Raw genomic sequence first — 24,956 nt, 5'->3', positions numbered from 1 at the left:
GTGCTTTAATAACGTCATGAAAATCCTGTTGATAGAAGATGACCTCGACCTGGGCAACGGCGTGCGCATTGCGCTGTCCGAGCAGGGCATGACGGTGGTATGGGTGCGCACACTGGCGGACGCCACGCGCTGCCTGGAGCACGACGGCTGCGATCTGGTGCTGCTCGACCTCGGCCTGCCGGACGGCGATGGGCTGCGGCTGTTGTCCCAGTTGCGCCGCAGCCGCGCGCGGGGCGACTGGGGCGCCGGCGTGCCGGTGCTGATCCTCAGCGCGCGTGACGCCCTCAGCGACCGCCTGAGCGGCCTCGACGGCGGCGCCGACGATTACCTGGTCAAGCCGTTTATGCTGGCCGAGCTGCTGTCGCGGGTACGGGCGCTGGCCCGCCGCAGTTACGGCTTTGATGGCGAGACCATCGAGGTGCGCGGCCTGTTGCTGCATGCGCCGACGCGCCGCGTCAGCATCGATGGCCGCGCGGTGGAGCTGACCGCCAGTGAATATGCGCTGCTGAAAATGCTGATGATGCGCGCCGACCGCGTGCTGACGCGGCGCGCGCTGGAAGAGCAGACCTTGCCCGGTGGCCAGAGCAACGCCAGCAACACGCTGGACGTGCACGTGGCCAATCTACGGCGCAAGATCGGCGAGGGCTATATCCGCACCGTGCGCGGGGTCGGTTACGTGATCGACGTGCAGCCGCCTGGCGGTGCGGCGTGAACCTGCTGCAACGAGGCTGGCGCATGGTCCGCGAGCCGACGCTGGTGCGCCGCCTGATGGTGGCGCAGGTGGTGCTGGTGCTGGCGTTGTGGGGCGGGGTGTTCGCGCTGGTCCTGAACGACGGCGGCGATACGCCCGGCTACCTGAGTTCCGCGAGCACCGGCCAGGCGGTGCTGCTGGTGGCCGACAACCTGGCCGGCCAGCCGGAGCAGCAGCAGCGCACGCTGCGCGCGGTGGATGCGGCGCTGCGCGAAGACTTTGTCGAAAGCGACCTGCTCGATATCAGCCCGCTGATGATGGTCTGGCAGGGTGGCAAGCTGATCTACCAAACCGAGGGCATGCCGGCCGGCGTGCAAGGTGCGCCCGAACACGGTGTGGAAACGCTGTACATCGGCGGTGCGCGCTATCGGGCCCGCACCTTCCGCTCGCCCGATACGGGCACCACGGTGATGTTCGCCGGGCCGGCCGCGCCCATGGAACTGTTCTTGGCGGTCAATTCGCGCGGCTATTTTTTGCTGCCATTACTGATCAGCCTGCCGCTGTTGCCGTTGCCGGCCTGGCTATCGATCCGCCTGGCGATGCGGCCGTGGCGGCAGGTGGCGCAGGAAGTGGCGGCGCGCGGCCCGGCCGACCTGACGCCGCTGACTTGCCGGCCGCCGCACCGCGAACTGGTGGCAATGGTCGACAGCATCAACGCCTTGTTGTTGCGGGTCAGCAGCAGCGCGCAGCGCGAGCGCAGCTTCATTGCCGATGCCGCGCACGAGTTGCGCACGCCGCTGGCGGCAATGCGGGTGCATGCCGAGGCCTTGCAGCGGCAGACCGACCACCCGGTACAGCGTGAACTGCTGAATGGCATCCTCAACAGCGGCAACCGCGCCGGCCGGCTGGTGGGGCAACTGTTGCAGCTGATGCGCAGCGACGCGCCGGACAGCGCGCCACAGCTGCACCTGGCGCTGGACGTGCTGTTGCAGGACCGCCTGGCGATTTTATCGATGCTGGCCTCGCGCAGTGGCGTGGAGCTGGAGCTGGTGGCGGCCGAGCCAGTGCACATTCTTGGCCACAGCGACAGCCTGGTGTCGCTGATCGACAACCTGGTGGAGAACGCCATCAAATACAGCCCGCCGGGCGGCATGGTGCAGGTGAGTATCGTGGCCGCCGGCGATGCGCTGCTGTTGTCGGTGCGCGACCAGGGACCGGGCATAGCGCCGGAGCTGCGCCAGCGGGTGTTCGACCGTTTCTTCCGCGATCCGCGCCAGACGCAAAGTGGCAGCGGGCTGGGCCTGGCGATCGCGGCCTCCGCGGTGGCCAGCCATCATGGCCGCATAGAACTTGGCGATGCGCCGGGTGGCGGCCTGCTGGTCACGGTCAGGCTGCCGCGCGCCTAGCGGCAGCCTGACCTGTTGTTAAGCGAGCGCGGCGCGGCCCAGGGCAGGGTCGTCGGTGAAGAAGCCGTCGATGCCGGCGGCGATGTAGCGCTTGATTTCCGCCACCGATCCGGCTTCGTTGCGGGCGAAGTCGCCGGCGCTGTTGCGGAAGTCGGCGGCGAGGAATTTGTTTTCTGGACGGAAGGTCCAGGGTTCCACGCGCAGGCCGGCTTTATGGGCATCCTCCACCAGCGGCGATGGCTCGGCCAGGGTGCCGTCTTTTTTCAGCGGAATGATGGCGCGCGTTGGCGGCGCCACCACGTCGGCGTATTGGGCGATGTCGCGCAGGCCGGCTGGCGTCAGCATTTGCGCGAATGTCAGCGTGCCGCCGGCGGCCGCCACGTCCATCGGACGCACGTTTTCGCTGATGACCAATTGCATCAGGCGCAGGTTGGCGCGGCGGCCCAGCTTGCCGCGCAGGTATTTCAGGTTGGCGATTTCAAACGACTGGATCTCCACCGGGTTGCGGCGCGTGTAGTCATGCGCGGCCAGGATCGACAGGAAGCGGTCCTCCAGCGGCAGGCCGACGCCGGCAAAGTAGGTCGAGTGCTTCAGCTCGGGCACGATGCCGACAATGCGCCCGCGCGCCGCCGACTCGGCGGCCACGAAGTCGATGATCTCTTCAAACGTCAGCACCTGGAACATGCCGTTGTATTGCGCGCTGCCGGGGCGGAATTGCGGGATGCGTTCCACCGCGCGCAGGGTTTTCAGTTCGGCCAGCGTGAAGTCGTCGACGAACCAGCCTTCGTGGGTTTCGCCATCGATGGTTTTGCGGGTCTTGCGGCTGGCGAATTCGGGATGACTGGCGACATCGGTGGTCTCGCTCAGGAATGCTTCGTGGCGCGCCACCAGCACGCCGTCTTTGGTGCTGACCAGGTCCGGCTCGACATAGTCGGCGCCGTCGGCAATCGCTTTGGCGTACGCCGCCAGCGTGTGTTCGGGACGCAGCGCGCTGGCGCCGCGGTGGCCGAACACCAGCGGCCGGCCGGGACCGGCACCGACCGGCGCCACGCCCGGCAGGCCGGACAGGTCGACGTTGCCGGCGGCCGCCGCCGTGCCGGCCGTCAGCGCGGTCACGCCTTTGGCCAGCGCGGAAGAGGACAGCAGCAGCGAGCCAGCGGCCACCGCCGCGGTCTGGATGAAGCCGCGACGCGAGCGTCGCTCAGGTAAATAAAGTGTGTTCATCAGAAGTCTGCCATCAAGGTCAGGAAGCCCTGGCGCGGGGCGATAGGGAAGGTATTGTACGTGCCGCTGGCCGCGCCGACCACCACGTTGAGGTCGCCCTCTTTGTTGGTCAGGTTGGTGACGTTCAGGCGGTAGCGTGCATTCTTCAGCCAGCCGCCGTTGAGGAACGGCAGCTTGCCCGAGACGCCCAGGTTGGTCAGGAAGTAGCTCTTCACCGACAGGTCGTTGGTGTAAGTGGCGTAGCGCTTGCCGACGTAGTCGCCGCTCAGCTGGATTTCGGTGTCGGCCACGGTCCAGGTGGCGACGAATTTGTCCATCCATTCCGGGCTGCCCGGCACTTTTTTGCCGGCGGTCTGCACGATGTCTTTGCCGCTGACGTAGTTGTCGTCGTACCTGGACTGGTTGTACGACAGCGCGTTGTACAGCGAGAAATTGCGGCCGAAGTGCAGGGTGCCGGAGAAGTCGATGCCGTTGGTCTTGACGCTGCCGACGTTGGTCAGCACCGCCAGGTTGCCGCCGATGATGGAGGTAATGACCGAGGTCGGGCTGATTTGCAGCAGGCGGTCCTTGAAATCGACGTGGTAGACGTTGATCTGGCCGTCAAACGCGCTGACCGCGCCCCAGTTCAGCTGGTGGTTGGTGCGCAGGCCGGCTTCGTAGGTGATCGAGGTTTCCGGCTTGGCGGTGGACTTGAACAGGTCGAACGCGCCCTGGCTCGACAAGCTCCACGGCGATACACCGCCGCCGCCGTAGGTCACGAACTGGCGCATGTTTTTCTGCACGTTGAAGAAGGCCTGGTCTTGCGCGGTGATGTCCCAGCGGCCGCCGATCTGCGGCAGGAACCATTTCCTGGTGATGATTTCGCCCACTGGCAGCGCGGTGGAGTTGGCAATCGCGCCGACCTTCGGCTGCACCGGGAACTGGCCATCGGCAAACTGCAGGCTGGATTTGAAGCCGGCTTGCAGCGCCACGTCCGGCGACACGCGCCATTCGTCCTGCAGGTGCAGCTGGGCGACCTTGTTGTCGATCTCGCTGCCGTACTGGGTGATCAGCGGGTTGCTTGGGCGGTCATATGGCGAGCTCGGATTGTTCACGTCCAGCGCGTACCAGCGGCGGTAGGCCGACGAGCGGTTGTGTTCCAGCCAGAAGCCGGCCTGCAGCTTGTGGTCGCCCAGCTCCGTATTCAGGGTGGACAGCCAGCCGTTGCGGTTGATGGCGTATTCGGTGGTGCGGGTGGCGAAGCCGGAGTTGCCGAACACCTGCTTCAGATTCTGGCCCGGGAAGTAGACCGAGAACAGCGCCGGCAAGCCCGCCACGCCGATCGGACCGGCCACCACGCCGACGCCGTCGTCGTTGTGGTAATAGATCTGGTTGGACCACGAGGTGTTGTCGCTCAGGTTGGTGTCGAACTTGGCGTAGGTCAGGTAATCGGTACGCTGGGCGTCGCTGTAGTAGTTGCGGTAGTTGTTGCCCTCGGCCGCCGGGGTGGCGCCGCTGGCCGACAGGTAGGCCAGCGCCTGCTGGAAGTTCGGGTACATGAACGGACGCGTGTACGGCTGGTATTTCTCGGTGGCCGAGTGCACGGTGCTGTCTTCGTTCGGTTCGATCTTGTCCGAGTAGGCGAAGTACAGGGTCAGCTTGCCGAGGCTGCTGTTGTTGATGAACTTGGCGTTGATCTGATCGCCGCCCTGGCGGCCGTTGAAGTCCCAGGCTTTCTGCTCGTGGTGCACGCCCGAGATGTAGGCGCTGTTGCCGTCACCGAAGTTGCCGGTGTCGTAGCGCAGATAGGTGCGCGAGGTCTTGTAGCTGCCCACGGTTTGCTGCACGGCCAGGTTGCGGTTCGGCAGCGGATTGCTGGAGAAGGTTTCGATGGTGCCGCCCAGGTTGCTGGTGGAGGCGGTGGCCAGGTCGCCGGCGCCCGACGACAGGATCACGCGGCCGACGTTTTCGCTGGTGATGGCGCGCTGCGGCGACAGGCCGTTGTAGTTGCCGTATTGCTGGTCGCCCAGCGGCACGCCGTCCATGGTGTAGCCCAGCTGCTGGCCGCTGAAACCGTGGATGAACAGCGACAGGTTTTGTTCGTTGTTGCCCCATGGGTCGGCGGTCTGGAAGCTGACGCCCGGCAGGGTTTGCAGCGCTTTCAGCGGGTTCACGCCCGGCAGGATTTTCTGCATGTCGCTTTTGCTCAGTTCAACCGAGGAGCGGGTTTTGCGGGTGGCCACTTCCACGGTGGCGATCGGCGCGGCGGCGGCGGCTTCGATCTCCGGCGCCTCATTCGCAGCCATGTCGGCCACGGCGGCGGCCACGTTGGCAGCCATGGCCAGCATCGGGAGAGTCAGGGCTGCGAGGAATTTCTTGTTCATGTTTTGCTCAGCTTAAGGAATGAATAACGCTGCGCATCATAGGGGCCGAGTGTGACCGGATCATGACGTGCGCGATGCGTTACACTGCTGTCTGGAAATAAGGAGATCGCTACGATGCGGAGATTTTTATGGGCGCTGTTGCCACTGATGTTGGCAGCCTGCGCAATCGACCAGTCCAGGCTGGGCCATTTCGTCAATCAGACGGTGCAGCCGGGCATGCCGATGGATCAGGCCCTGGTGCGCATGCAGGCCGAGGGCTTTTACTGCAATGCCGGCGGCGGTGCGGAGGCGATCATCGCCTGCACCCGCACCTATGAGCGGCTGGTGCAGAAGAACTGTGTGGAGCGTGTCGACCTGATCCGCAGCGCCACCCAGGTGAAAACCGTCGGCGCCATCGATGTGCTGGAAGTGCAGTGTCCCAAATAATGAAGCGTCCCCGTTTTCTGCCAGACAACTTCACGCTGGCGATGATCGCGACGGTGATCGCGGCCAGCCTGTTCCCCTGCCACGGCCAGGGCGCCGTGATTTTCAATGGCATTACCCATGTTGGCGTATCGCTGCTGTTCTTCCTGCACGGCGCCAAACTGTCGCGCGAGGCGGTGATCGCCGGCGTGACGCACTGGCGTTTGCATCTGCTGGTACTGCTGTGCACGTTTGCGCTATTTCCGCTGCTGGGCCTGCTGTTGAAGCCGGTGCTGACGCCGTTGGTGACGCCGGATCTGTATCTCGGCATACTATTCCTGTGCATGCTGCCGTCGACCGTGCAGTCGTCGATCGCGTTCACGGCGGCGGCGCGCGGCAATGTGCCGGCGGCGATTTGCAGTGCCTCGGCCTCGAATCTGTTCGGGATATTCATCACGCCGGTGCTGGTGGGCTTGCTGACATCGGCCCAGATGCAGGGCGGTTCGCCGCTGGAATCGGCGCTGCAGATTGCCTTGCAACTGCTGTTGCCATTCATTGCCGGCCAGGTGGCGCGGCGCTGGATCGGCGCCTGGGTGGAGCGGCACAAACCGCTGACGCGCATGGTGGATCAGGGCTCGATTCTGCTGGTGGTGTATACCGCGTTCAGCGAGGCGGTGGGGCAGGGTCTGTGGCATCAGGTGTCATGGGGCACGCTGGCCGGGCTGATGCTGATCAATGTGCTGCTGCTGGGGCTGGTGATGGGGATCAGCGCGCAGGCCGCGCGCCGGCTGGGCTTCAACCGCGAGGACCGGATTGCGATCGTATTTTGCGGATCGAAAAAAAGTCTGGCCAGCGGCGTGCCGATGGCCAAAGTCTTATTCGCGGGCGGTGCGCTGGGCGCCGTGGTGCTGCCGCTGATGTTGTTCCACCAGTTGCAACTGATGGTCTGCGCCGTGCTGGCGCAGCGCTACGCAAAAGAATAAACTCCGGGGTCAGGTCCGCCATTTCTACACGAGCTGAACCGTAGCGCACGCTACGGTTCAGCTCGTGTAGAAATGGCGGACCTGACCCCGGATTGTTTTAGTGCTTGGCTTCGCCGGCTGGCAGCAGGGTTTCGACCGGGGCGTTGCTGGCGAAGAGCTGCGCACAGTCGACCTTGTCGTATTCGTAGTGCTGGCCGCAGAAGTCGCAGTTGACCGCAACGGTGCCACGCTCGGCAATCACGCCTTCCACTTCCTCAGGCCCCAGCATCTTCAGCATGTTGCCAACCTTCTCGCGCGTGCAGCTGCAATGGAATTGCGGATGCAGCGGATCGAACACGCGGATCGTCTCTTCCCAGAACAAACGCTGGATCAGCACGTCAATGCCGGTTTCCAGCAATTCCTGCTCCTTCAGGGTCGATCCAAGGATGACCGCGCGGTTCCACGTCTCCAGCGCTTCTTCCTGGTTCAGCGGCGTGGCTTCGGCCTTGCCGCCGTGGTAAGGCAGCTTTTGCAGCAGCAGACCGCGCGAGACATGGTCGTCCGCCGCCAGCCACAGCTTGGTGTCCAGCTGTTCCGAGCGCAGCATGTAGTTTTCAATCACGGTGGCCACGTCGTCGCCATCCAGCGGCACCACGCCCTGGTAGGGCTGCTGGCCCGGCACTTTTTCCAGCGGATCCAGCGTGATGATGAAGCGGCCCTTGCCGTGCGCGTTCAGCAGCGCGGTCAGGTTGCTGTCGTCGGCAATGGTCACGTCCGGATTCAGCTTGGCGGTGGCGCGCAGGCGCAGCTCGGCGTCGCACTCGACCACCAGCAGGCGCACCGGGCCGTCACCATGAATCTGCATGATGATGGAACCGTTGAATTTCAGATTGGCCGACAGCAGGGCGGCAGCGGCCGTCATCTGACCCAGCACTTTCTTGACCGCGGCCGGGTAGTCGTGACGCGCCTGCACTTCGCGCCAGGTGGCGGAAATGTCGATCAACTCGCCGCGCACGGCGGCGTTGTCGAAGATGAATTTTTGCAGGGTGTCTTGGGTGATGCTCATGGTGTTATCCGATCTTTTTGAGTTGCGTCTTGAACAGTTGGGCGCGGTTGACATAGCTGTCGGCGCTGCCTTGCAGGGCGGCCACTTCTTCCGCCGTCAGCTGGCGCGCGACCTTGGCCGGGGCGCCGATGATCAGCGAGTGGTCCGGGAATGCCTTGCCCTCGGTGACCAGCGCGCCGGCGCCGACCAGGCAGCCATTGCCGATCCTGGCGCCGTTGAGAATGACGGCCTGAATGCCGACCAGCGCGCCGTCGCCGATAGTGCAGCCGTGCAGCATGGCCTGGTGGCCGATGGTCACGTTGCGGCCCACGGTCAGTGGGTAGCCCAGGTCGGTGTGCATGACCGTGCCTTCCTGCACATTGCTATTTTCACCAATGGTGATACGCTCGTTGTCGCCGCGCAGCGTCGCGCCAAACCACACCGAGCTGTGCTCGTGCAGGCTGACCTTGCCAATCACAGTGGCAGTATCGGCAACAAATGACGATGCGGCGATCTCGGGCGTGTGATCGCCCAGTTGGTATATTGACATTGGAAGCCTGCTTGTGTGCGGTGGGATGGCGCTATTTTACGCGCCCAGCTATCGAACGGTCGTGCTATTATTTTGCTTTGCCGCCAGCAAGGCTAGGATATGGCGCTGGCTCTCCTATTTTCAAGGCATCGCATCATGACCCACAAACCGTCCCGTTCCGAATTCCTGACCATCCGCGGCTTGCGCTGCCATGTCCGCCACTGGGGCAACGAGGGCGCGCCCAAGCTGTTCATGATGCACGGCTGGATGGACGTCGGCGCCTCCTTCCAGTTCGTGGTGGACGCGCTGAAGGGCGATTATCACGTGATCGCCCCGGACTGGCGCGGTTTCGGCCTGTCGCAGCGCAACGGGCTCGATACCTACTGGTTCCCGGACTACCTGGCCGACCTGGACGCCATCCTGCGCCACTACTCGCCGGATCAGGCGGTCAACCTTCTGGGCCACAGCATGGGCGGCAACATTGTCGGCCTGTATGCCGGTGCGCGGCCGGAGCGCATCCGCAAGCTGATCAATCTGGAAGGGGCAGGCCTGCGCTCGTCCAGGCCGGAGCAGGCGCCGGGCCGCTATGCCAAGTGGATGGACAGCCTGCTGGAAAAGCACGAAATGCGCGCCTACCCGACTCAGGCCGCCGTTGCTGCCCGCTTGCAGAAGACCAATCCGCGCCTGAGCGACCAGAAGGCCGCCTTCCTGGCGCAACACTGGTCGGCGCAGAACGATGCCGGCGAATGGGAAATCCTGGGCGACCCGATCCACAAGCAGGCCGGCCCGCTGCCTTACCACGTCGATGATGTGATGGCCTGCTGGAGCGCGATCACGGCGCCGGTGCTGTGGGTGGAAGCCGACCAGACCAATATGTGGGACTGGATGGGCGCCAAGCCCGCCGGCCGCGCCGAACTGGACCGCCGCCTCGGCCACCTGCGCGACGTCACCAGGAAAATGGTCTACGACGCCGGCCACATGCTCCACCACGACCAGCCTGCTGATCTGGCGCAGATGATCGAGGAATTCCTCGCCGCCTAAGAAATGCTTGCCATGCCTTTGCTTTTTCGGCATGATTGAACGCATGAAATCTCTTCACGCCACCAACTTCCACAGCAGCGCCGCTGCTGGCGGTGGCGCATGCTCCAACATTATTCGAATTATTCAGGGTCGCTGAGCTGCGGCTGCGTGCCGGTGCTTGGCGCCCCGGAGACACGCGCATCCCTTTGAATAATCCGTTTGGAGCATCCCATGACGTCTTACCCATCGCTGTCCGAGATTCACGCCACCGCTGCGCGCCTGAGCGGCAAAGTCCTGCATACGCCGGTGTGGCGCTGGCAGACCGGCATCATCGAAGCACAATTCCCCACCACCGAGGTCTGGCTCAAGCTGGAGCTGTTCCAGAAGACTGGCACCTTCAAGCTGCGCGGCGCGCTCAATAACATCGCGGCGATGGATGCCGCGGCCCGCGCGTGCGGCGTGGTGGCGGTCAGCGCCGGCAACCACGCCATCGCGGTGGCGTACACGGCGCGCCTGGCCGAGTGCAGCGCCAAGGTGGTGATGCCGCGCCATGCCAATCCGGCGCGCGTGGCCGCCTGCCGCGAACTGGGCGCCGAGGTGGTGCTGATGGACGACATGCATGCCGCCTTCGCCCACGGCGACCAGCTGGTGCGCGAGGACGGCCGGACCATGTTGCATCCTTACGATGGCCCGCTGACCGCGCAAGGCACGGCCACCGTCGGGCTGGAGCTGATGCAGCAGGTGCCGGGACTGGATGCGGTGGTGGTGCCGGTCGGCGGCGGCGGCCTGCTGGCCGGCATTGCGTCGGCGGTGCGGCAGCTGAATCCGCAGTGCGCGGTGTACGGCGTGGAACCGTTCGGCGCCGACGCCCTTTACCGCAGCATGCAGGCCGGCGCCCCGGCCGCGCTGGAGCGCATCGACACCGTGGCCGACAGCCTCGGCGCGCCGTATGCGATGGATTACAGCTTCAACGTCTGCCGCCGCTTCGTCAGCGAAGTGGTGCGGGTGAGCGATGACGAGATCTGCCTGGCGATGCTGCATCTGTTCCGCGACGCCAAGCTGGTGGCCGAGCCGGCCGCCGCGGTCGCCACGGCCGGCCTGATGGGGCCGCTGCGCGAGCGGCTGGCCGGCAAGCGCGTGGGGCTGGTGGTGTGCGGCTCCAACATCGATCCAGTCCGCTTTGCCGAGTTGCTGGCGCGGGGCGCACGCATCCGCGATACAATGTCAGCATGTTAAAAGTAGACCTGCACTGCCATTCCAACGTCTCCGACGGCGTCCTTGCTCCCGCTGCTGTGGCGGAAACTGCCCGCAAGGCGGGCGTGGACGTCTGGGCGCTCACTGACCACGATGAAGTGCGCGGCATCCCGGCCGCGCGCGCCGCCGCCGAGGCGCAGGGCATGCGCTTCGTCACCGGCGTGGAGATTTCCATCACCTGGGCCAGGGAAACGGTGCACATCGTCGGCCTGCAGATCGACGAGCACAATCAGGCCCTGGTTGACGGCCTGGCCAGCACCCGCTCCGGCCGCGACCACCGCGGCCGCGAGATCGCCCGGCAGCTGGAACTGATCGGCATTGAGGGCGCCTACGAAGGCGCGCTGAAGTATGTCGGCAATCCCGACCTGATGTCGCGCACCCACTTTGCCCGCTATCTGGTCGAGATCGGCGCCTGCGCCAGCACGGCGGAAGTGTTCAAGAAGTATCTGTCCGAAGGCAAGCCGGGCTATGTGGCGCACAGCTGGGCCACGCTGGAGCAGTCGGTCAAATGGATACGCGATGCCGGCGGGATCGCGGTGATTGCCCATCCGGGCCGCTACCGCTTCACTCCGCTGGCGCAGGGCGAGCTGTTCAGTGCGTTCAAGCAGCTGGGCGGCACCGCCATCGAGGTGGTCACCGGCAGCCATACGCCGGACCAGTATCCGGAATACGCGCAACTGGCCAATCACTACGGCTTCCTGGCCTCGCGCGGCACCGATTTCCACGCGCCGGGCGAATCGCGGGTCGATTTTGCCGCGCTGCCGCCGCTGCCGGCCAATGTCACGCCGGTCTGGCACGACTGGTGGTAATTTCGCTTTTCGATTACCGACGGGGTGTAAGTGGCTGTATCTTGATTTTGCGTTAGCACGGCCTTACCTTATGCCTTATGATTTCGGCAAATTGTCCGTACTGGAGATCTCCATGAAACGCATTATCCTGTTCATCGCCACCAACCTTGCTGTGATGTTGGTGCTGTCTATCGTCCTGTCGCTGCTGGGCATCGGCCGTCCGGGTTCGGGCAGCACGCTGCAGCTGGGCAGCCTGCTGGCGTTCTCGCTGGTGGTCGGTTTTACCGGCGCCATCTTCTCGCTGCTGATTTCCAAGCCGATGGCCAAATGGTCGACCGGCGCGCGCGTGATCGAGAATCCATCCAACTCCACCGAGCTGTGGCTGGTGAATACCGTGAAGGCGCTGTCCGAGCGCGCCGGCATCGGCATGCCGGAAGTGGCGGTGTACGAGGGCGAGCCCAATGCGTTTGCCACCGGCGCCTTCAAGAACTCGGCGCTGGTGGCCGTCTCGACCGGCCTGCTGCAAAGCATGAACCGCGATGAGGTGGAAGCCGTGCTGGGCCACGAGGTGGCTCACATCGCCAATGGCGACATGGTGACCATGACCCTGATCCAGGGTGTGACCAACACCTTTGTGGTGTTCCTGGCGCGTATCGTCGGCTTCTTCGTGGACAGCATGCTCAACAAGAACGAAGAGCGCCGCGGCCCCGGCATCGGCTACATGATCACCGTGTTCGTGTGCGAGATCGTGTTCGGCCTGCTGGCCTCGCTGATCGTGGCCTGGTTCTCGCGCCAGCGCGAATTCCGCGCCGACGCCGGTTCGGCCAAACTGCTGGGCAGCACGCTGCCAATGCAGCACGCGCTGGCGCGCCTGAACGGCGTCGAGCCGGGACAGTTGCCGCAATCGTTTGCCGCCTCGGGCATCAGCGCCGGCCGTGGCGGCTGGGGCGCGCTGTTCTCGACCCACCCGCCGTTCGAAGAGCGTATCGCGGCGCTGCGTAGCGTACAATCTTAAGCATGAGCCAATTTTTCCAGATCCATCCGGTCAATCCGCAGGCCCGCCTGGTCAAGCAGGCGGCGCAGATCATCCACGGCGGCGGCATCGTCGCCGTGCCGACCGACTCCTGCTACGCACTGGTTTGCCATCTGGACGACAAGGGCGCGGTCGAGCGCCTGCGCCGCATCCGCGGCATCGACGAAAAACACCATCTGACCCTGTTGTGCCGCGATTTGAGCGAGCTGGGCGTGTATGCCCGCGTGGATAACCGCCAGTTCCGTCTGCTGAAGGCGGCCACGCCGGGGCCCTTCACCTTTATCCTGGAAGCGACCAAGTGCGTGCCGCGCCGGCTCAGCCATCCTTCGCGCAAGACCATCGGCCTGCGGGTGCCGGAAGACGCCATCATCAATGCCTTGCTGGCCGAGCTGGACCAGCCGCTGCTGGGCACCACCCTGGTCATGCCGGACGAACAAGATCCGCTCAACGATGCCGATGAGATTTGCGAGCGCCTCGGCAAGCAGCTGGAACTGATCATCGACGGCGGCGCCTGCAGCATGGAGCCGACCACCGTGATCGACCTGACCGGCGCCGAGGCGGTCCTGGTGCGCCAGGGCCGTGGCGACGCTGCCGCATTCGGACTCTGATCCCTCAACAAAGGCAGGCTCAGCGCCTCTGGTAAAATCCCGCCCATGAACGAAACCGACAGTATTATCCAGACCATCACGGTCTACCTGATCCCTGTTCTTTTTGCAATTTCCCTGCACGAAGCCGCACACGGATACGTCGCCCGCTATTTTGGCGACCCCACCGCCGCCGATCTCGGCCGCCTGACCGCCAATCCACTCAAACACATCGATCCGTTTGGCACCATCCTGCTGCCGCTGGTGCTGAGCCTGGTCGGCCTGCCGGCGCTGGGCTACGCCAAGCCGGTGCCGGTCGACTTCGGCCGCCTGCGCAACCCGAAAAAGCAGATGGCCTTCGTGGCCGCCGCCGGCCCGGCCGCCAACTTTGTCATGGGCCTGGGCTGGATGATTCTGTGGGTGATCCTGAGCTATGTGTTCGCCATGGACCAGCACGACTTCTTCGTGCAGATGGCCAAGGCCGGCATCGGCGTCAATTCCGCCATGTGCGTGTTCAACCTGATTCCGGTGCCGCCGCTGGATGGCGGCCGCATTGTCACCGGCCTGCTGCCGATGCAGTTGGCGCGCCCGTTTGCGCGCATCGAGCGCTATGGCGTGTATATTTTCATCGCGCTGATCCTGATGATGCAGTTCGGCCTGCTGACCGGCTTCCTGGTGGGCGGCATGCATATCGTGCAGAGCGTGTGGCACTTGCTGGTCACTCCCCTGATGATTCTTTTTAGCTGAGCCTGACTATGTATCCCGATCGCGTAGTATCCGGCATGCGTCCCACCGGCTCCATGCATCTGGGCCATTACCACGGCGCCCTGAAAAACTGGATCAAGATGCAGACCGAGCTGCCGTGCCTGTTCTTCGTGGCCGACTGGCACGCGCTGACCACGCATTACGACGACCCGTCCGTCATCGAGCGCAGCACCTGGGACATGGTGATCGACTGGCTGGCCGCCGGCATTGACCCGTCGCAATCGACCATCTTCATCCAGTCGCGCGTGCCCGAGCACGCCGAACTGCATCTGCTGCTGTCCATGGCCACGCCGCTGGGCTGGCTGGAGCGGGTGCCAACCTACAAGGACCAGATCGACAACCTGGCCAATAAAGACCTTGCCACCTACGGCTTCCTCGGCTATCCGCTGTTGCAGGCGGCGGACGTGCTGATCTACCGCGCCAGCCAGGTGCCGGTGGGCGAAGACCAGGTGCCGCACATTGAAATGATGCGCGAAATTGCGCGTCGTTTTAACCATCTGTACGGCAAAGAAAAGGGATTCGAGGAGAAGGCGCAGGAAGCCGTCAAAAAGCTGGGCAGCAAGCGCGCCAAGCTCTACAACGAACTGCGCACCGAGTACCAGCAGGACGGCAAGGAAGAGGCGCTGGAGCAGGCCAAGGCCATGCTGGACGACGCCCAGAGCCTGTCCATGGGCGATCGCGAACGCCTGTTCGGCTACCTCGAAGGCAGCCGCAAGCTGATTCTGGTCGAGCCGCACGCGCGCCTGACGGAAGCTTCGCGCCTGCCCGGCCTGGACGGCCGCAAAATGTCCAAGAGTTACGGCAATTCCATCGCCCTGCGCGAGGACAAGGATGCGGTCGCCAAAAAGATCAAGACCATGCCAACCGACCCGGCGCGGGTGCGGCGCACCGACGCCGGCGATCCGGCGCGCTGCCCGGTCTGGCAGTTCCATCAGGTGTATTCCGACCAGCCAACCCAGGAATGGGTGGTAAAAGGATGTAAATCCGCCGGCATCGGCTGCATCGAATGCAAACAGCCGGTGATCGACGCCATCATCAAGGAGCAGGCGCCGATGCACGAGCGCGCCCAGCCTTATCTGGATGATCCCTCGCTGGTGCGCGCCATTGTGGCCGACGGCAATGACGCCGCCCGCAAGCTGGCACTGGAAACCATGCGCGACGTGCGCGAAGCCATGGGGCTGGCCTACACATGAGCGATCAGATTTCTCCCTGGGTGCAGCGCTACGCACCGCTGGTGCCCGGCGGCGCCGTGCTGGACCTGGCCTGCGGCAGCGGCCGCCACTCGCGCCACATGGCGGCGCTGGGCCACGAAGTGGTGGCGGTCGACCGCGACGCCGCCGCGCTGGCGGCGGCCATCGGCCCCGGCATCACCACCAGCGCCATCGACCTGGAAGAGGAGGGCGCCGCCTGGCCTTTCGGTCCGCACCGATTCGCCGGCATCGTGGTGACAAACTACCTGCATCGTCCCTTAATTGCCGATATGCTGACCAGTCTGGCCCCGAACGGCGTGCTGATTTACGAGACTTTCGCGGATGGCAACGCTCAGTTCGGCAAGCCATCCAACCCCGCCTTCCTGCTGCAGCCGGGGGAGCTGCTGGAACTGGCCCGCGAGCATGGCTTGCGCGTGGTGGCCTTCGAGGATGGCGTCATTACCGAGCCAAAAGCTGCCATGGTGCAACGACTGTGTGCCGTGAAGCCCGATTTTCCCCGAGAGGCGGCTCTATTACCGCCATTTTGAGCGTCGATTTGTGCCCCCGGATGCACCACGGGCGCAACCTATCGACTACAATCGTTGTTTTAATACTTTACGCAGTGGTTTCCTATGATTAAGGGCAGCATCGTAGCAATCGTCACCCCGATGCACGCAGACGGCAGTCTGGACTTTGAGGGTTTGAATCAGCTGATCGACTGGCACATCGCCGAAGGTACGGACAGCATCGTCATCGCCGGCACCACGGGTGAATCGGCCACCGTGAGCGTGGAAGAGCACTGCGCCCTGATCAAGGCGACCGTGGCCCACGCCAAGGGCCGCATCCCTATCATCGCCGGCGCCGGCGCCAACTCGACCGCCGAGGCGATCAAGCTGACCCGCTACGCCAAGGAAGCCGGTGCGGACGCCACCCTGCAAGTGGTTCCTTACTACAACCGTCCTACCCAGGAAGGCATGTACCAGCACTTCAAGGCCATCGCGGAAGCGGTCGACCTGCCGGTGATCCTGTACAACGTGCCGGGCCGCACCGTGGCCGACATGAGCAACGAAACCATTCTGCGTCTGGCGCAAATCCCGAACATCGTGGGCGTGAAAGACGCGACCGGCAACATCGGCCGCGGCTACGACCTGCTGCGCCTGGCGCCGAAATCGTTCGCCGTCTACTCCGGCGACGATCCGACCGCCATGGCCCTGATGCTGGCCGGCGGCGCCGGCAACATCTCGGTCACCGCCAACGTGGCGCCGCGCATCATGGCCGACATGTGCCGCGCCGCCATCGCTGGCGACATCGGCACCGCCGTCGCGCTGAACAACAAGGTTTTCCCGCTGCACCAGAAACTGTTCATTGAACCGAATCCGGTGCCAGTCAAGTGGGCGTTGGCGGAAATGGGCAAGATGCCAGCCGGCATCCGCCTGCCGCTGGTGCCGCTGGCGGCCGACTGTCACGCAGCCGTGCGCTCCGCGCTGCAAGAAGCCGGCGTCCTGTAAAACCCGTAGCAACGAACACACGTCCCGACTCGCATCGGATCATATATTGCTGCACCTCAGCTTCTTAAACAGTAACGACATGACTATTCGCAAGACAGCTTTTATTTCCTCGCAGCGCGCGCTGGTAGTTGGCGCCATGGTGGCCACCGTGACCAGCCTGAGCGGCTGCGGCATGATCAGCTCGGTGGTCGGCAACGACAAGGTCGATTACAAGTCGGCCAAGAAGGCCAGCACGCTGGACGTGCCGCCGGATCTGACGCAACTGCAGAAAGATAACCGCTACTCGCTGCCGGATTCGAACAATGGCGTGGCCACTGCTTCCGGCTACAGCGCCGCCAAAGCTGCGCAGTCCGGCGCGCTGACGCCGAACGCGGTGATCATTCCAGGCCAGCCGGCCGCCGGCACCGTGGCGCAGACCACGCTGAGCGATATCAAGGTCGAACGCGACGGCAATCAGCGCTGGCTGGTGATCAAGCAGACGCCGGAGCAGCTGTGGCCGCAGCTGAAGCAGTTCTGGGAAGATTCGGGCTTCACCCTGGCGCAGGAACTGCCTGCCGCCGGCATCATGGAAACCGAGTGGAACGAGAACCGCGCCAAGATTCCGCAGGACTTCATCCGCAACACCATCGGCAAGGTCTTTGATTCGGTGTATTCGAGCGGCGAGCGCGACAAGTTCCGCACCCGCATCGAGCGTCGCGCCGACGGTTCAAGCGAGATCTACATCAGCCACCGCGGCGTGCAGGAAGTGGTGGTGGGCGCCGAGAAGGAAGGCACCAAGTGGGCGCCACGCGCCAACGATCCGGGCCTGGAAGCGGAATTCCTGGCGCGCCTGATGAACAAACTGGGCAATGGCGGCGAGCAGCTGGCCTCGGCCAAGACCGCAGTGGAAGGCGCGATTGTCCAGCCGCAGCACGCTTCGCTGATCGGCGCCGGCGCTGACCGCGCGGTGCAGGTCGACGAGGGCTTTGACCGCGCATGGCGCCGTGTGGGCCTGGCGCTGGACCGCGCCGGCTTCACCGTGGAAGACCGTGACCGCACCCAGGGTATTTACTTCGTGCGTTATATTAACGATGCCACCGAAACCAAGGGCTTCTTCAGCAAGCTGTTCAGCTGGGGTTCGTCGTCGGAAGAGGAAAAGGAAGCGCAGCGTTACCGCATTTCGGTCAAAGCCAGCGAGGGCAATACCAGCGTCGTGAAAGTATTGACCAATGCCGGCCAGCCCGAAACGGGTCCGGTGGGCGAAAAGATCATCACCCTGCTGCATGAGCAGTTGAAGTAATAAAAAAGCCGGCGCAAGCCGTAACGCTGTTCAGTTAAGCCTGTCGTTCCGGCGTAGGCCGGAACCTATGGAACGCCTGTGCTGTGGTAACTCGGGCTTTCCATGGATTCCGGCGTGCGCCGGAATGACAGTTCAAGCGCCAACTGAACCGCATTGCGGTCAGCGCCGGCGATTTAAAAGCTCCAGACGAAAAAAAACCGGCCGAGGCCGGTTTTTTTTCTCAAGCTGATATTACTTCGAAGCAGCTGGAGCAGCAGCAGCCGAAGCGGCTGGAGCAGCAGCAGCGTCCGAAGCGGCTGGAGCAGCAGCAGCTGGAGCAGCAGCGTCAGCGGCTGGAGCGGCTGGAGCAGCAGCTGGAGCTGGAGCAGCAGCTTCTGGAGCAGCTACTGGAGCTGGAGCAGCAGGAGCTTCTTCTTTTTTCGAGCAAGCAGCCAGGGCAACAGCCAGCAGGGAGGCGATCAGCAGGGATTTTTTCATGGGTTTTCCTTAGTTAATTCAAAATTAAACACAGTGTTGCGATTAATAATTACCGGTAATTATCGCTCATTAGGTCGTCCTCGAAGGCTTTCGTACCTTTGAAAAGGTGCCTACTAGACAACGGAAACTTCCTAGCCGAATATTATAGCGATTTTTAGTGCATCGCAATAGTTCAACAAGCCTAACGTATAACTATTTTGCGTTATCGCAACATTTCGTTTACGACTCGACTTGGGCTATGTACTGCTAACTACCAGTGTACGCATCGAACATGCGCATTTTACCCAAAAGCGGCTCATAATCCAGTTGAGTTTGCATACAATCCGGGCCCGGATTCTATCCAAATTGTAAGAAAACGTTCCAAACTGGTTTGCAGGTCGGCCGGGCCATTAAAAACCGCTTCGCCGCGGAAATGATCGGAATGAAAGCGCCGCACAATATCGCGCTGATCGGCAATACAAAAGGAATCGGTCAATTGGCGTAACTGCTGATTGGTGCGGCGAACTTCGATCACATGGCCATAATCTTTCAGCAAACGCAGGAAACGCGGTGCATCGCGTTCCATCTGGCGGCCTTCGTGCGCCACCAGCTGCAGCCGGCCACCGGCTTGCAGGAAGCGCCGCAGCTGGGCATCGGTGGCGCTGCTGCCCAGCTCCCAGATGGCGTAATCGGGATCGAACATCTGCAGCGTCTGCTCAGCGCGGGACAGGCAAGTGGACAGGTGCTGCTGAAACTCCGCCCGCGTGGTGAAGGGGATGACCTGTCTGTCCATATTGCCTCCGGATTAATTAGCCGAGCTCGACCCAGCCGTCCTGATACCAGGTGTACAGCGCTTCCAGCACGTCGTCCGAGGCGGCCGCAAACTGCTCGCCTTCCAGGCGGCGGTTGTTGGCCAGCAGCTCCAGCGTGGCCTTGTCCGCCTTGCCGACGCCAAACGATTCACCGTTGATGAAGACATGCTTGCCACGGTACAGCATTTGCGTCTTGGCCGACAGCGCCAGGCCCTTCTTCATGACCGCTTCGCCAAACTTGCCTACGGTGAGCGGCTTGGCCGGGCCGGTGAAGAAGACATTGTGCTTGGGCTCGGACATGTATTCGCCAAAGAAGATGGTGATGTCTTCCTCGGTGAAGCGTACCTTGTTCAGTTCCGCGGTCAGGGCGGCCAGCATCTGGCGCGGAATCTCGGCCGGCTTGCTGGTCGGCTCCAGGTCCGGATCGGCGTAGCGGCCCGGCAGGTCGATCGAGTCGGCCATGAACTGCAGGAAGTTCTCGCCCAGTTCCTGGTAGGACGGCGAACGGAAACCGATCGAGTAGGTCTGGCAGTCGCCAATCGCCACGCCGTCGTGCGCATAGTGCGGCGGCAGGTACAGCATGTCGCCCGGATTGAGCACGAACTCTTCTTCCGGCTGGAAGTCGGCCAGTATCTTCAGCGGCAGGCCTTCGATCAGCGTCAGGTCTTTCTGCGCGCTGATCTGCCAGCGGCGCTGGCCCTGCGCCTGCAGCAGGAACACGTCGTAGGAATCGAAGTGCGGACCGACACCGCCGCCATCGGTGGCAAAGCTGACCATCAGGTCGTCAAGGCGGGCGTCCGGGATGAAGCGGAACTGGCGCAGCAGCGCGTCGGCCTTGGCGTCGAACAGGTTGACGCCCTGAACCAGCATGGTCCATTCCTTCTTGTCGCGTGGCGGCAGGCTCTCCAGCGGGCCGTGCTGCATGGCCCAGTCGCCGTCGAAGCCGGTGACCAGGCGCGATTCGGCGTGATTGGTCGAGGCCAGCCTGGCCAGCGCGTCAAAGCTCAGCAGCGGCTTGAAGCCAGGAATGGCGTTGCGGATCAGGAGCGGCTTTTTATGCCAGTAGTCGCGCAGGAATTGCGCGGGCGCGATGTCGCCCAGCAGAGGTAATTTTTTCATACGCCATTATAACCAGTCCGCGGCAAGGCCTGTCTGCGATCCAAGGTATAATCCAGGGCTAATTATTGAAAGGATGCACAACATGAAGATTGCCAAGAACACGGTCGTGACTGTGAATTACAAGCTGTCCGATGCCCAGGACAATCTGATCGAAGACGGCCGTCAACCCATGGTCTACCTGCACGGTGGCTACGAGAACACCCTGCCAAAAATTGAAGAAGAACTGGATGGCAAAGACGTGGGCTACTCGTCGATCATCCAGATCGAGCCGGAAGACGCATTTGGCGACTACGACGCTTCGCTGGTCAAGGTAGAAGACCGCAAGCGTCTGCCGGAACCACTGGAAGTCGGCATGCAGTTCGAAGGCATGCCGGACGGTGAAGGCGGCGAGGAAGAAGCCATGATCTTCACCGTGACCGACATCGCGGACGATAAAGTGGTCCTGGACGGCAATCACCCGCTGGCCGGCATGGCCCTGCGTTTCTCGCTGAACGTGGTGGATGTGCGCGAAGCCACCGATGAGGAGATCGCCCACGGCCACGTGCACGGCGCCCACGGTCATCACCACGATGACGAAGATGATGAAGGCGAAGAGGGCGATCACGTCGCCATCCACCCGATCCACTAAGCCGTTTTATTGCGGCGCTTCGGCGCTGCCGCCCTGGATGCTGAACAGGGTGGCGGCGCCTGGCGCAACCTGAACTTCGGCCCAGTCAGCGCTCAGGTTCAGATGTCCCACATTGCCGCGCCACTGAATGGCCGGTTCTCCCACTGCGTTGGTTCCGCGCTGCGCGTCGATCAGCAGCACCTTGCCCTTGTATTTTTCCGCCATGCCGCGGATCTGCTTGCGCACTTCCGCAAAGCCATCCTGCCTGGTCTGGAAGCTGGACAGCAGCGAGAAGCCTTCCTCCGCCGTCACACGCGGATCGCCGTCCGAGAACAGCACCAGGCCGTGCATCTTCTGCCGTGCCGCCAGCGTGAACAGGCGATGCAGCCAGGCGCGGTTGGCGACCAGACGGTCTTCATATTCGCTGTTGCGGCCCGCCTCGGCGCGGAAGTGGTTGTTGTTGGCGGGGAGGTTGATGGTGGCGAACAGCACCTTGCCGTACTCCCAATGCGCGTTCTCGGCGTAGCTGCGGAACTTGGCGGTGAACGACAGCCGCGTGACCGTCAGATGGCGCGTGCCAAGCGATTCGCCATCGACGTAAAACAGCTCACGCAAGCGGTTCAGGCGCTCGATGGCATTGGAGCGGCCGGCCGAATTGAGGCAGGCGGTCCAGTCGCTGCCGGCCAGCGAGACGATCATCGGCTGGGCGGATTCATTGAGCAGCGCGTGGCGCTGGGAGTACAGCTTGTCGCTGCATGGTTCGTTGGCGGCCTTGATGCCGGTGGCGACCACGAAGGCGGGATCGGCTTGCGACGCTTCCGCGATCGCGCGCCTGAGTGCCGCTTCATCGCGGCCATGCTGCAGCGGGTGGCCGATGACGGCGAACTGAAAGCCGCGCGCTGCTGGTGCCGCGCTGCTGGCGCGCGCCGTGCCGGTCTGCGCGGCGTGTGCCGCCGGCGTGGCCTGCGCCAAGGCCATCGCCGCCGCCAACGCCATGGCGGCGCCCAGCAGTGGATGGCGCGCGGCGCGCATCATGCCTGCGCCGCCTCCGTCAGGCGCTTCAGCTGATACAGGCGGTCCAGTGCTTCGCGCGGGGTCAGCGCATCCGGATCGAGATCGTCAAGCGCGTCCAGCAGCTCGCGCATGGCCGGGCTGGCGGTTGGCGACGGCGCCGCGATTTCCTCGTCATTGGCGTCGACCGATGGCGCGGCGAACAAATCCAGCTGTGGCGTGGCGTCCAGCGCCTGCGCTTCCAGGCGCGCCAGGTGCTTGCGCGCGGCCTTGATCACCGGCTGCGGCACGCCCGCCAGCTGCGCCACCTGCAGGCCGTAGCTTTGCGATGCCGGGCCTTCCTGCACCGCGTGCAGGAATACGATGGTGTCCTTGTGCTCCACTGCCGACAGGTGCACATTGCTGGCGCTCGGATGGCTCTCCGGCAGCTGCGTCAATTCAAAGTAGTGGGTGGCGAACAGCGAGAAGCTGCGGCTGGTCTCGATCAGATGGCGCGCGATCGCCCAGGCCAGCGCCAGGCCGTCGAAGGTCGAGGTGCCGCGGCCGATTTCATCCATCAGCACCAGCGAGTGTTCGGTGGCGCCGTTCAGGATGGCGGCGGCTTCGGTCATCTCCACCATGAAGGTCGAGCGGCCGCCGGCCAGGTCGTCGGTGGCGCCGATACGGGTGAAGATGCGGTCGATCGGGCCGATCACCGCGCTTTGCGCCGGCACGTAGCTGCCCATGTAGGCCAGCAACGTAATCAGCGCCACCTGGCGCATGAAGGTCGATTTACCGCCCATGTTAGGACCGGTAATCAGCAGCAGGCGGCGTTCATCGACAAAGCGGCAATCGTTGGCGATGAAGCGTTCGATCTGGTTTTCCACCACCGGGTGGCGGCCTTCCTTGATATTGATGCATGGCGCATCCACCAGCTGCGGTGCGCACCAGTTGTTGCGCAGCGCGTGGTCGGTGAGGGCGGTCAGCGTGTCCAGCTGCGCCAGCGCCTTGGCGATCGATTGCAGCGTGCCGATGAACGGCGCCAGGTCGCCCAGCAGCTGATCGTACAGCATCTTCTCGCGCGCCAGTGCGCGGTCCTGCGCCGACAGGGCCTTGTCTTCAAACGCCTTCAGTTCGGGCGTGATGTAACGCTCGCAGTTCTTCAGCGTCTGGCGGCGGCGGTAGTCGTCCGGCACCTTGTCGGCCTGGCCGTTGGTGACTTCGATGTAGAAGCCGTGCACCTTGTTGTACTCGACGCGCAGATTGGCGATGCCGGTGCGGGCGCGCTCGCGCGTCTCCAGATCCACCAGATACTGGCCGGCGTTTTCCGACAGGCCGCGCAGCTCGTCCAGTTCCGCATCGAAGCCGCGCGCGATCACCCCGCCGTCGCGCACCATCACCGCCGGTTCCGGCATCACTGCGCGTTGCAGCAGATCGAGGCAGGCTTCCGGCGTGGCCAGGTCGGCGTGGATGCCGGCCAGCAGGCCATCGGGATCGGTCAGCGTGCGCTGCATGCCGTGACGCAGGGCAGGCAGCTGGGTCAAGCCATCGCGCAGGCTGGCCAGGTCGCGTGGACGCGCCGACAGCAGGGCGATGCGGGTGGTGATGCGTTCAATGTCCGGCACCTGTGCCAGCGTGTGCGACAGCGACCCGGTGGCATCGGCCTGCGCCAATGCGGCGATGGCTTCGTGGCGCGAACGGGCCACGCGCTGATCGCGGCGCGCATGGTGCAGCCAGTGGCGCAGCAGGCGCGAACCCATGGCGGTGCGGCAGTGGTCCAGCAGCGAGAACAGCGTTGGCGACTCCTGGCCACGGATGGTTTCGGTCAGTTCCAGATTGCGGCGGGTGGCGGCATCGAGGCCGATGAATTCATTTTCGGTTTCGGTGGTGAGCGTGCGCACGTGCTGCAGGCCGCGGCCTTGCGTGGACTGTGCGTAGCGCAGCAGCGCACCGGCCGCGCCGAAGGCCGCGCCCAGACCATCGGCGCCAAAGCCGGTCAGCGTGGAAACGGCCAGTTGATCCAGCAGCGCCTTGTGGCCGCTGACCACATCGAAGTGCCACTCCGGCACGTGGTTGACGTGGCAGGCGGTGTATTCCTCGAACAGCTCGCCGTTATCGCCGCGCAGGATCTCGGCCGGCGAGATGCGCTCCAGCTCCTGCTGGATGCGCGAATTGACCGTGTGCGCATCGCCCGAGAACTCCATCAGGCGCAGCGCGCCGCTGGCCAGCGACAGCCACGCCAGGCCGGCGGTGGCGACCTTGCGCTGGCTGATCACGCACAGAGCCAGCAGCGGGCGTTCCGATTTTTCCGGCAGCAGATCGGCATCGGTCAGCGTGCCTGGCGTCACCACGCGCATCACCTTGCGCTCGACCGGCCCCTTGCTGGTGGCGGGATCGCCAATCTGCTCGCAGATGGCGCAGGATTCGCCGATCTTCACCAGCTTGGCCAGATAACCTTCCAGCGAGTGGAACGGCACGCCGCACATCTTGATCGGCTGACCGCCCGACGAGCCGCGCGCGGTCAGCGTAATGCCGAGCAGGCGTGCGGCCTTTTCCGCGTCCTCGAAGAACAGCTCATAGAAATCGCCCATGCGGTAGAAGACCAGCATGTCCGGGTGCTGGTTCTTGATGCTCATGTATTGCTGCATCATCGGCGTGAGCTTTTCGGTCGGGCTGTTCTTGACGGCTGCGGCGTTGATTTCGTTCGGGACGGTGGTCATTGGTTCTATAGGCGATGCGATAAGTCTGGTTTTGCGGCGGCACAAAAAGCCCCCGCGCGTAACCCGTCATTCTACCAATTTCGGCAATGTGCTGACGAAAACGTGGAAAAGGTTCGATATCATGACCAGATGTGAGCGAGAGTGGGCAATTGCCCGTCAGCGGTGCGCGGCCTGGTTCGCGTCGCCCGACCGACAAACAGCGCTGCACG

Annotated in this window: 24 protein-coding genes; 15 read left to right on the top strand and 9 right to left on the bottom strand. The window is 63.7% G+C overall.

From position 1 onward, the window contains the following. Positions 1-16: 16 nt before the first annotated feature. Together ABDW57_RS22175 and ABDW57_RS22170 are read left to right on the top strand one after the other, a co-directional pair. Positions 17-712: a response regulator gene (locus tag ABDW57_RS22175; RefSeq protein ID WP_343732319.1), complete on the top strand. Its 696-nt coding sequence runs from the start codon at positions 17-19 to the stop codon at positions 710-712. Then, positions 709-2,097, top strand: coding sequence for an ATP-binding protein (locus ABDW57_RS22170; protein ID WP_343732318.1), 1,389 nt, complete (start codon positions 709-711; stop codon positions 2,095-2,097). Before ABDW57_RS22175 ends, ABDW57_RS22170 begins: the two co-directional genes overlap by 4 nt. Before the next feature lie 18 nt (positions 2,098-2,115). Here the strand turns inward: ABDW57_RS22170 and ABDW57_RS22165 are convergent, their stop codons facing one another. Next, a complete protein-coding gene (locus ABDW57_RS22165; protein WP_343732317.1) occupies positions 2,116-3,321 on the bottom strand; it encodes a glycerophosphodiester phosphodiesterase in 1,206 nt (401 codons plus the stop codon). Beyond that, on the bottom strand, positions 3,321-5,684 hold the full coding sequence (locus ABDW57_RS22160; RefSeq protein ID WP_343732316.1) for a TonB-dependent receptor: 2,364 nt from the start codon (positions 5,682-5,684) through the stop codon (positions 3,321-3,323). Before ABDW57_RS22160 ends, ABDW57_RS22165 begins: the two co-directional genes overlap by 1 nt. A 114-nt stretch (positions 5,685-5,798) precedes the next feature. Between ABDW57_RS22160 and ABDW57_RS22155 the strand changes: the two genes are divergently transcribed. After that, a complete protein-coding gene (locus ABDW57_RS22155; RefSeq protein ID WP_343732315.1) occupies positions 5,799-6,110 on the top strand; it encodes a hypothetical protein in 312 nt (103 codons plus the stop codon). Continuing rightward, a complete protein-coding gene (locus ABDW57_RS22150; RefSeq protein WP_343732314.1) occupies positions 6,110-7,069 on the top strand; it encodes a bile acid:sodium symporter family protein in 960 nt (319 codons plus the stop codon). Before ABDW57_RS22155 ends, ABDW57_RS22150 begins: the two co-directional genes overlap by 1 nt. Positions 7,070-7,166: 97 nt before the next feature. Here ABDW57_RS22150 and hslO read toward each other — a convergent pair whose 3' ends face one another. Together hslO and ABDW57_RS22140 are read right to left on the bottom strand one after the other, a co-directional pair. Continuing rightward, on the bottom strand, positions 7,167-8,114 hold the full coding sequence (hslO, locus tag ABDW57_RS22145; RefSeq protein WP_343732313.1) for an Hsp33 family molecular chaperone HslO: 948 nt from the start codon (positions 8,112-8,114) through the stop codon (positions 7,167-7,169). A gap of 4 nt (positions 8,115-8,118) precedes the next feature. Continuing rightward, positions 8,119-8,643, bottom strand: coding sequence for a gamma carbonic anhydrase family protein (locus ABDW57_RS22140; RefSeq protein WP_343732312.1), 525 nt, complete (start codon positions 8,641-8,643; stop codon positions 8,119-8,121). A gap of 135 nt (positions 8,644-8,778) precedes the next feature. On the opposite strand from ABDW57_RS22140, the gene ABDW57_RS22135 reads away from it, so the two are divergent. From ABDW57_RS22135 to bamC, 10 genes are all read left to right on the top strand, one after another. After that, positions 8,779-9,663 (top strand): alpha/beta hydrolase, encoded by an 885-nt coding sequence (locus ABDW57_RS22135; protein ID WP_343732311.1) that lies wholly within the window; start codon positions 8,779-8,781, stop codon positions 9,661-9,663. Between the two features lie 210 nt (positions 9,664-9,873). Beyond that, positions 9,874-10,878 (top strand): pyridoxal-phosphate dependent enzyme, encoded by a 1,005-nt coding sequence (locus tag ABDW57_RS22130; RefSeq protein WP_343732310.1) that lies wholly within the window; start codon positions 9,874-9,876, stop codon positions 10,876-10,878. Next, a complete protein-coding gene (locus ABDW57_RS22125) occupies positions 10,872-11,705 on the top strand; it encodes a 3',5'-nucleoside bisphosphate phosphatase (RefSeq protein WP_343732309.1) in 834 nt (277 codons plus the stop codon). The genes ABDW57_RS22130 and ABDW57_RS22125 overlap by 7 nt, the downstream gene beginning before the upstream one ends. 112 nt (positions 11,706-11,817) lie before the next feature. Next, a complete protein-coding gene (gene htpX, locus ABDW57_RS22120) occupies positions 11,818-12,699 on the top strand; it encodes a protease HtpX (RefSeq protein WP_343732308.1) in 882 nt (293 codons plus the stop codon). 2 nt (positions 12,700-12,701) lie between these two features. After that, positions 12,702-13,325, top strand: coding sequence for an L-threonylcarbamoyladenylate synthase (locus tag ABDW57_RS22115; protein ID WP_343732307.1), 624 nt, complete (start codon positions 12,702-12,704; stop codon positions 13,323-13,325). A gap of 45 nt (positions 13,326-13,370) precedes the next feature. Continuing rightward, positions 13,371-14,048: a site-2 protease family protein gene (locus ABDW57_RS22110; RefSeq protein ID WP_343732306.1), complete on the top strand. Its 678-nt coding sequence runs from the start codon at positions 13,371-13,373 to the stop codon at positions 14,046-14,048. 8 nt (positions 14,049-14,056) lie between these two features. Further along, on the top strand, positions 14,057-15,259 hold the full coding sequence (locus tag ABDW57_RS22105; protein WP_343732305.1) for a tryptophan--tRNA ligase: 1,203 nt from the start codon (positions 14,057-14,059) through the stop codon (positions 15,257-15,259). After that, positions 15,256-15,804 carry a class I SAM-dependent methyltransferase gene (locus ABDW57_RS22100; RefSeq protein WP_343732304.1) on the top strand — a complete coding sequence of 183 codons (549 nt, stop codon included), beginning with the start codon at positions 15,256-15,258 and terminating at the stop codon, positions 15,802-15,804. The genes ABDW57_RS22105 and ABDW57_RS22100 overlap by 4 nt, the downstream gene beginning before the upstream one ends. Before the next feature lie 84 nt (positions 15,805-15,888). After that, the gene (dapA, locus tag ABDW57_RS22095; protein ID WP_343732303.1) at positions 15,889-16,764 is read left to right on the top strand and encodes a 4-hydroxy-tetrahydrodipicolinate synthase; all 876 of its coding nucleotides are present in this window, start codon (positions 15,889-15,891) and stop codon (positions 16,762-16,764) included. 79 nt (positions 16,765-16,843) lie between these two features. Next, positions 16,844-18,043 (top strand): outer membrane protein assembly factor BamC, encoded by a 1,200-nt coding sequence (gene bamC / locus ABDW57_RS22090; RefSeq protein ID WP_343732302.1) that lies wholly within the window; start codon positions 16,844-16,846, stop codon positions 18,041-18,043. A 231-nt stretch (positions 18,044-18,274) separates the two neighbouring features. Here the strand turns inward: bamC and ABDW57_RS22085 are convergent, their stop codons facing one another. The 3 genes from ABDW57_RS22085 to ABDW57_RS22075 form a co-directional block, all read right to left on the bottom strand. Continuing rightward, complete coding sequence (locus ABDW57_RS22085) at positions 18,275-18,520, bottom strand: hypothetical protein (protein WP_229224248.1); 246 nt, start codon at positions 18,518-18,520, stop codon at positions 18,275-18,277. Positions 18,521-18,815: 295 nt separating this feature from the next. Continuing rightward, positions 18,816-19,292 carry a hypothetical protein gene (locus ABDW57_RS22080; protein WP_343732301.1) on the bottom strand — a complete coding sequence of 159 codons (477 nt, stop codon included), beginning with the start codon at positions 19,290-19,292 and terminating at the stop codon, positions 18,816-18,818. Between the two features lie 16 nt (positions 19,293-19,308). Continuing rightward, the gene (locus tag ABDW57_RS22075; protein ID WP_343732300.1) at positions 19,309-20,430 is read right to left on the bottom strand and encodes a cupin domain-containing protein; all 1,122 of its coding nucleotides are present in this window, start codon (positions 20,428-20,430) and stop codon (positions 19,309-19,311) included. A gap of 82 nt (positions 20,431-20,512) precedes the next feature. Between ABDW57_RS22075 and ABDW57_RS22070 the strand changes: the two genes are divergently transcribed. Next, on the top strand, positions 20,513-21,058 hold the full coding sequence (locus ABDW57_RS22070; RefSeq protein ID WP_176647662.1) for a peptidylprolyl isomerase: 546 nt from the start codon (positions 20,513-20,515) through the stop codon (positions 21,056-21,058). A gap of 6 nt (positions 21,059-21,064) precedes the next feature. Here ABDW57_RS22070 and ABDW57_RS22065 read toward each other — a convergent pair whose 3' ends face one another. Both ABDW57_RS22065 and mutS read right to left on the bottom strand, forming a co-directional pair. After that, entirely contained in the window at positions 21,065-22,072 is a 1,008-nt protein-coding gene (locus ABDW57_RS22065; protein ID WP_343732299.1) for a hypothetical protein, read from the bottom strand. Next, positions 22,069-24,747 carry a DNA mismatch repair protein MutS gene (gene mutS / locus ABDW57_RS22060; RefSeq protein WP_343732298.1) on the bottom strand — a complete coding sequence of 893 codons (2,679 nt, stop codon included), beginning with the start codon at positions 24,745-24,747 and terminating at the stop codon, positions 22,069-22,071. Before mutS ends, ABDW57_RS22065 begins: the two co-directional genes overlap by 4 nt. Positions 24,748-24,956 lie beyond the last annotated feature (209 nt).

The organism is Duganella sp., assembly GCF_039595735.1.
Classification (GTDB): Bacteria; Pseudomonadota; Gammaproteobacteria; order Burkholderiales; family Burkholderiaceae_D; genus Rugamonas.
Note: the sequence above shows the minus strand (reverse complement) of the source record. Positions and strands in the feature narration are given on the sequence as shown.

Bases quoted from the DNA above. Each gene is read 5' to 3' on its own strand.
- ABDW57_RS22175 (WP_343732319.1), top strand. From the start codon at position 17: ATGAAAATCCTGTTGATAGAAGATGACCTCGACCTGGGCAACGGCGTG.
- ABDW57_RS22165 (WP_343732317.1), bottom strand. From the start codon at position 3,321: ATGAACACACTTTATTTACCTGAGCGACGCTCGCGTCGCGGCTTCATC.
- ABDW57_RS22160 (WP_343732316.1), bottom strand. From the start codon at position 5,684: ATGAACAAGAAATTCCTCGCAGCCCTGACTCTCCCGATGCTGGCCATG.
- ABDW57_RS22155 (WP_343732315.1), top strand. From the start codon at position 5,799: ATGCGGAGATTTTTATGGGCGCTGTTGCCACTGATGTTGGCAGCCTGC.
- ABDW57_RS22150 (WP_343732314.1), top strand. From the start codon at position 6,110: ATGAAGCGTCCCCGTTTTCTGCCAGACAACTTCACGCTGGCGATGATC.
- hslO (WP_343732313.1), bottom strand. From the start codon at position 8,114: ATGAGCATCACCCAAGACACCCTGCAAAAATTCATCTTCGACAACGCC.
- ABDW57_RS22140 (WP_343732312.1), bottom strand. From the start codon at position 8,643: ATGTCAATATACCAACTGGGCGATCACACGCCCGAGATCGCCGCATCG.
- ABDW57_RS22135 (WP_343732311.1), top strand. From the start codon at position 8,779: ATGACCCACAAACCGTCCCGTTCCGAATTCCTGACCATCCGCGGCTTG.
- ABDW57_RS22130 (WP_343732310.1), top strand. From the start codon at position 9,874: ATGACGTCTTACCCATCGCTGTCCGAGATTCACGCCACCGCTGCGCGC.
- ABDW57_RS22125 (WP_343732309.1), top strand. From the start codon at position 10,872: ATGTTAAAAGTAGACCTGCACTGCCATTCCAACGTCTCCGACGGCGTC.
- htpX (WP_343732308.1), top strand. From the start codon at position 11,818: ATGAAACGCATTATCCTGTTCATCGCCACCAACCTTGCTGTGATGTTG.
- ABDW57_RS22115 (WP_343732307.1), top strand. From the start codon at position 12,702: ATGAGCCAATTTTTCCAGATCCATCCGGTCAATCCGCAGGCCCGCCTG.
- ABDW57_RS22110 (WP_343732306.1), top strand. From the start codon at position 13,371: ATGAACGAAACCGACAGTATTATCCAGACCATCACGGTCTACCTGATC.
- ABDW57_RS22105 (WP_343732305.1), top strand. From the start codon at position 14,057: ATGTATCCCGATCGCGTAGTATCCGGCATGCGTCCCACCGGCTCCATG.
- ABDW57_RS22100 (WP_343732304.1), top strand. From the start codon at position 15,256: ATGAGCGATCAGATTTCTCCCTGGGTGCAGCGCTACGCACCGCTGGTG.
- dapA (WP_343732303.1), top strand. From the start codon at position 15,889: ATGATTAAGGGCAGCATCGTAGCAATCGTCACCCCGATGCACGCAGAC.
- bamC (WP_343732302.1), top strand. From the start codon at position 16,844: ATGACTATTCGCAAGACAGCTTTTATTTCCTCGCAGCGCGCGCTGGTA.
- ABDW57_RS22085 (WP_229224248.1), bottom strand. From the start codon at position 18,520: ATGAAAAAATCCCTGCTGATCGCCTCCCTGCTGGCTGTTGCCCTGGCT.
- ABDW57_RS22080 (WP_343732301.1), bottom strand. From the start codon at position 19,292: ATGGACAGACAGGTCATCCCCTTCACCACGCGGGCGGAGTTTCAGCAG.
- ABDW57_RS22075 (WP_343732300.1), bottom strand. From the start codon at position 20,430: ATGAAAAAATTACCTCTGCTGGGCGACATCGCGCCCGCGCAATTCCTG.
- ABDW57_RS22070 (WP_176647662.1), top strand. From the start codon at position 20,513: ATGAAGATTGCCAAGAACACGGTCGTGACTGTGAATTACAAGCTGTCC.
- ABDW57_RS22065 (WP_343732299.1), bottom strand. From the start codon at position 22,072: ATGATGCGCGCCGCGCGCCATCCACTGCTGGGCGCCGCCATGGCGTTG.
- mutS (WP_343732298.1), bottom strand. From the start codon at position 24,747: ATGACCACCGTCCCGAACGAAATCAACGCCGCAGCCGTCAAGAACAGC.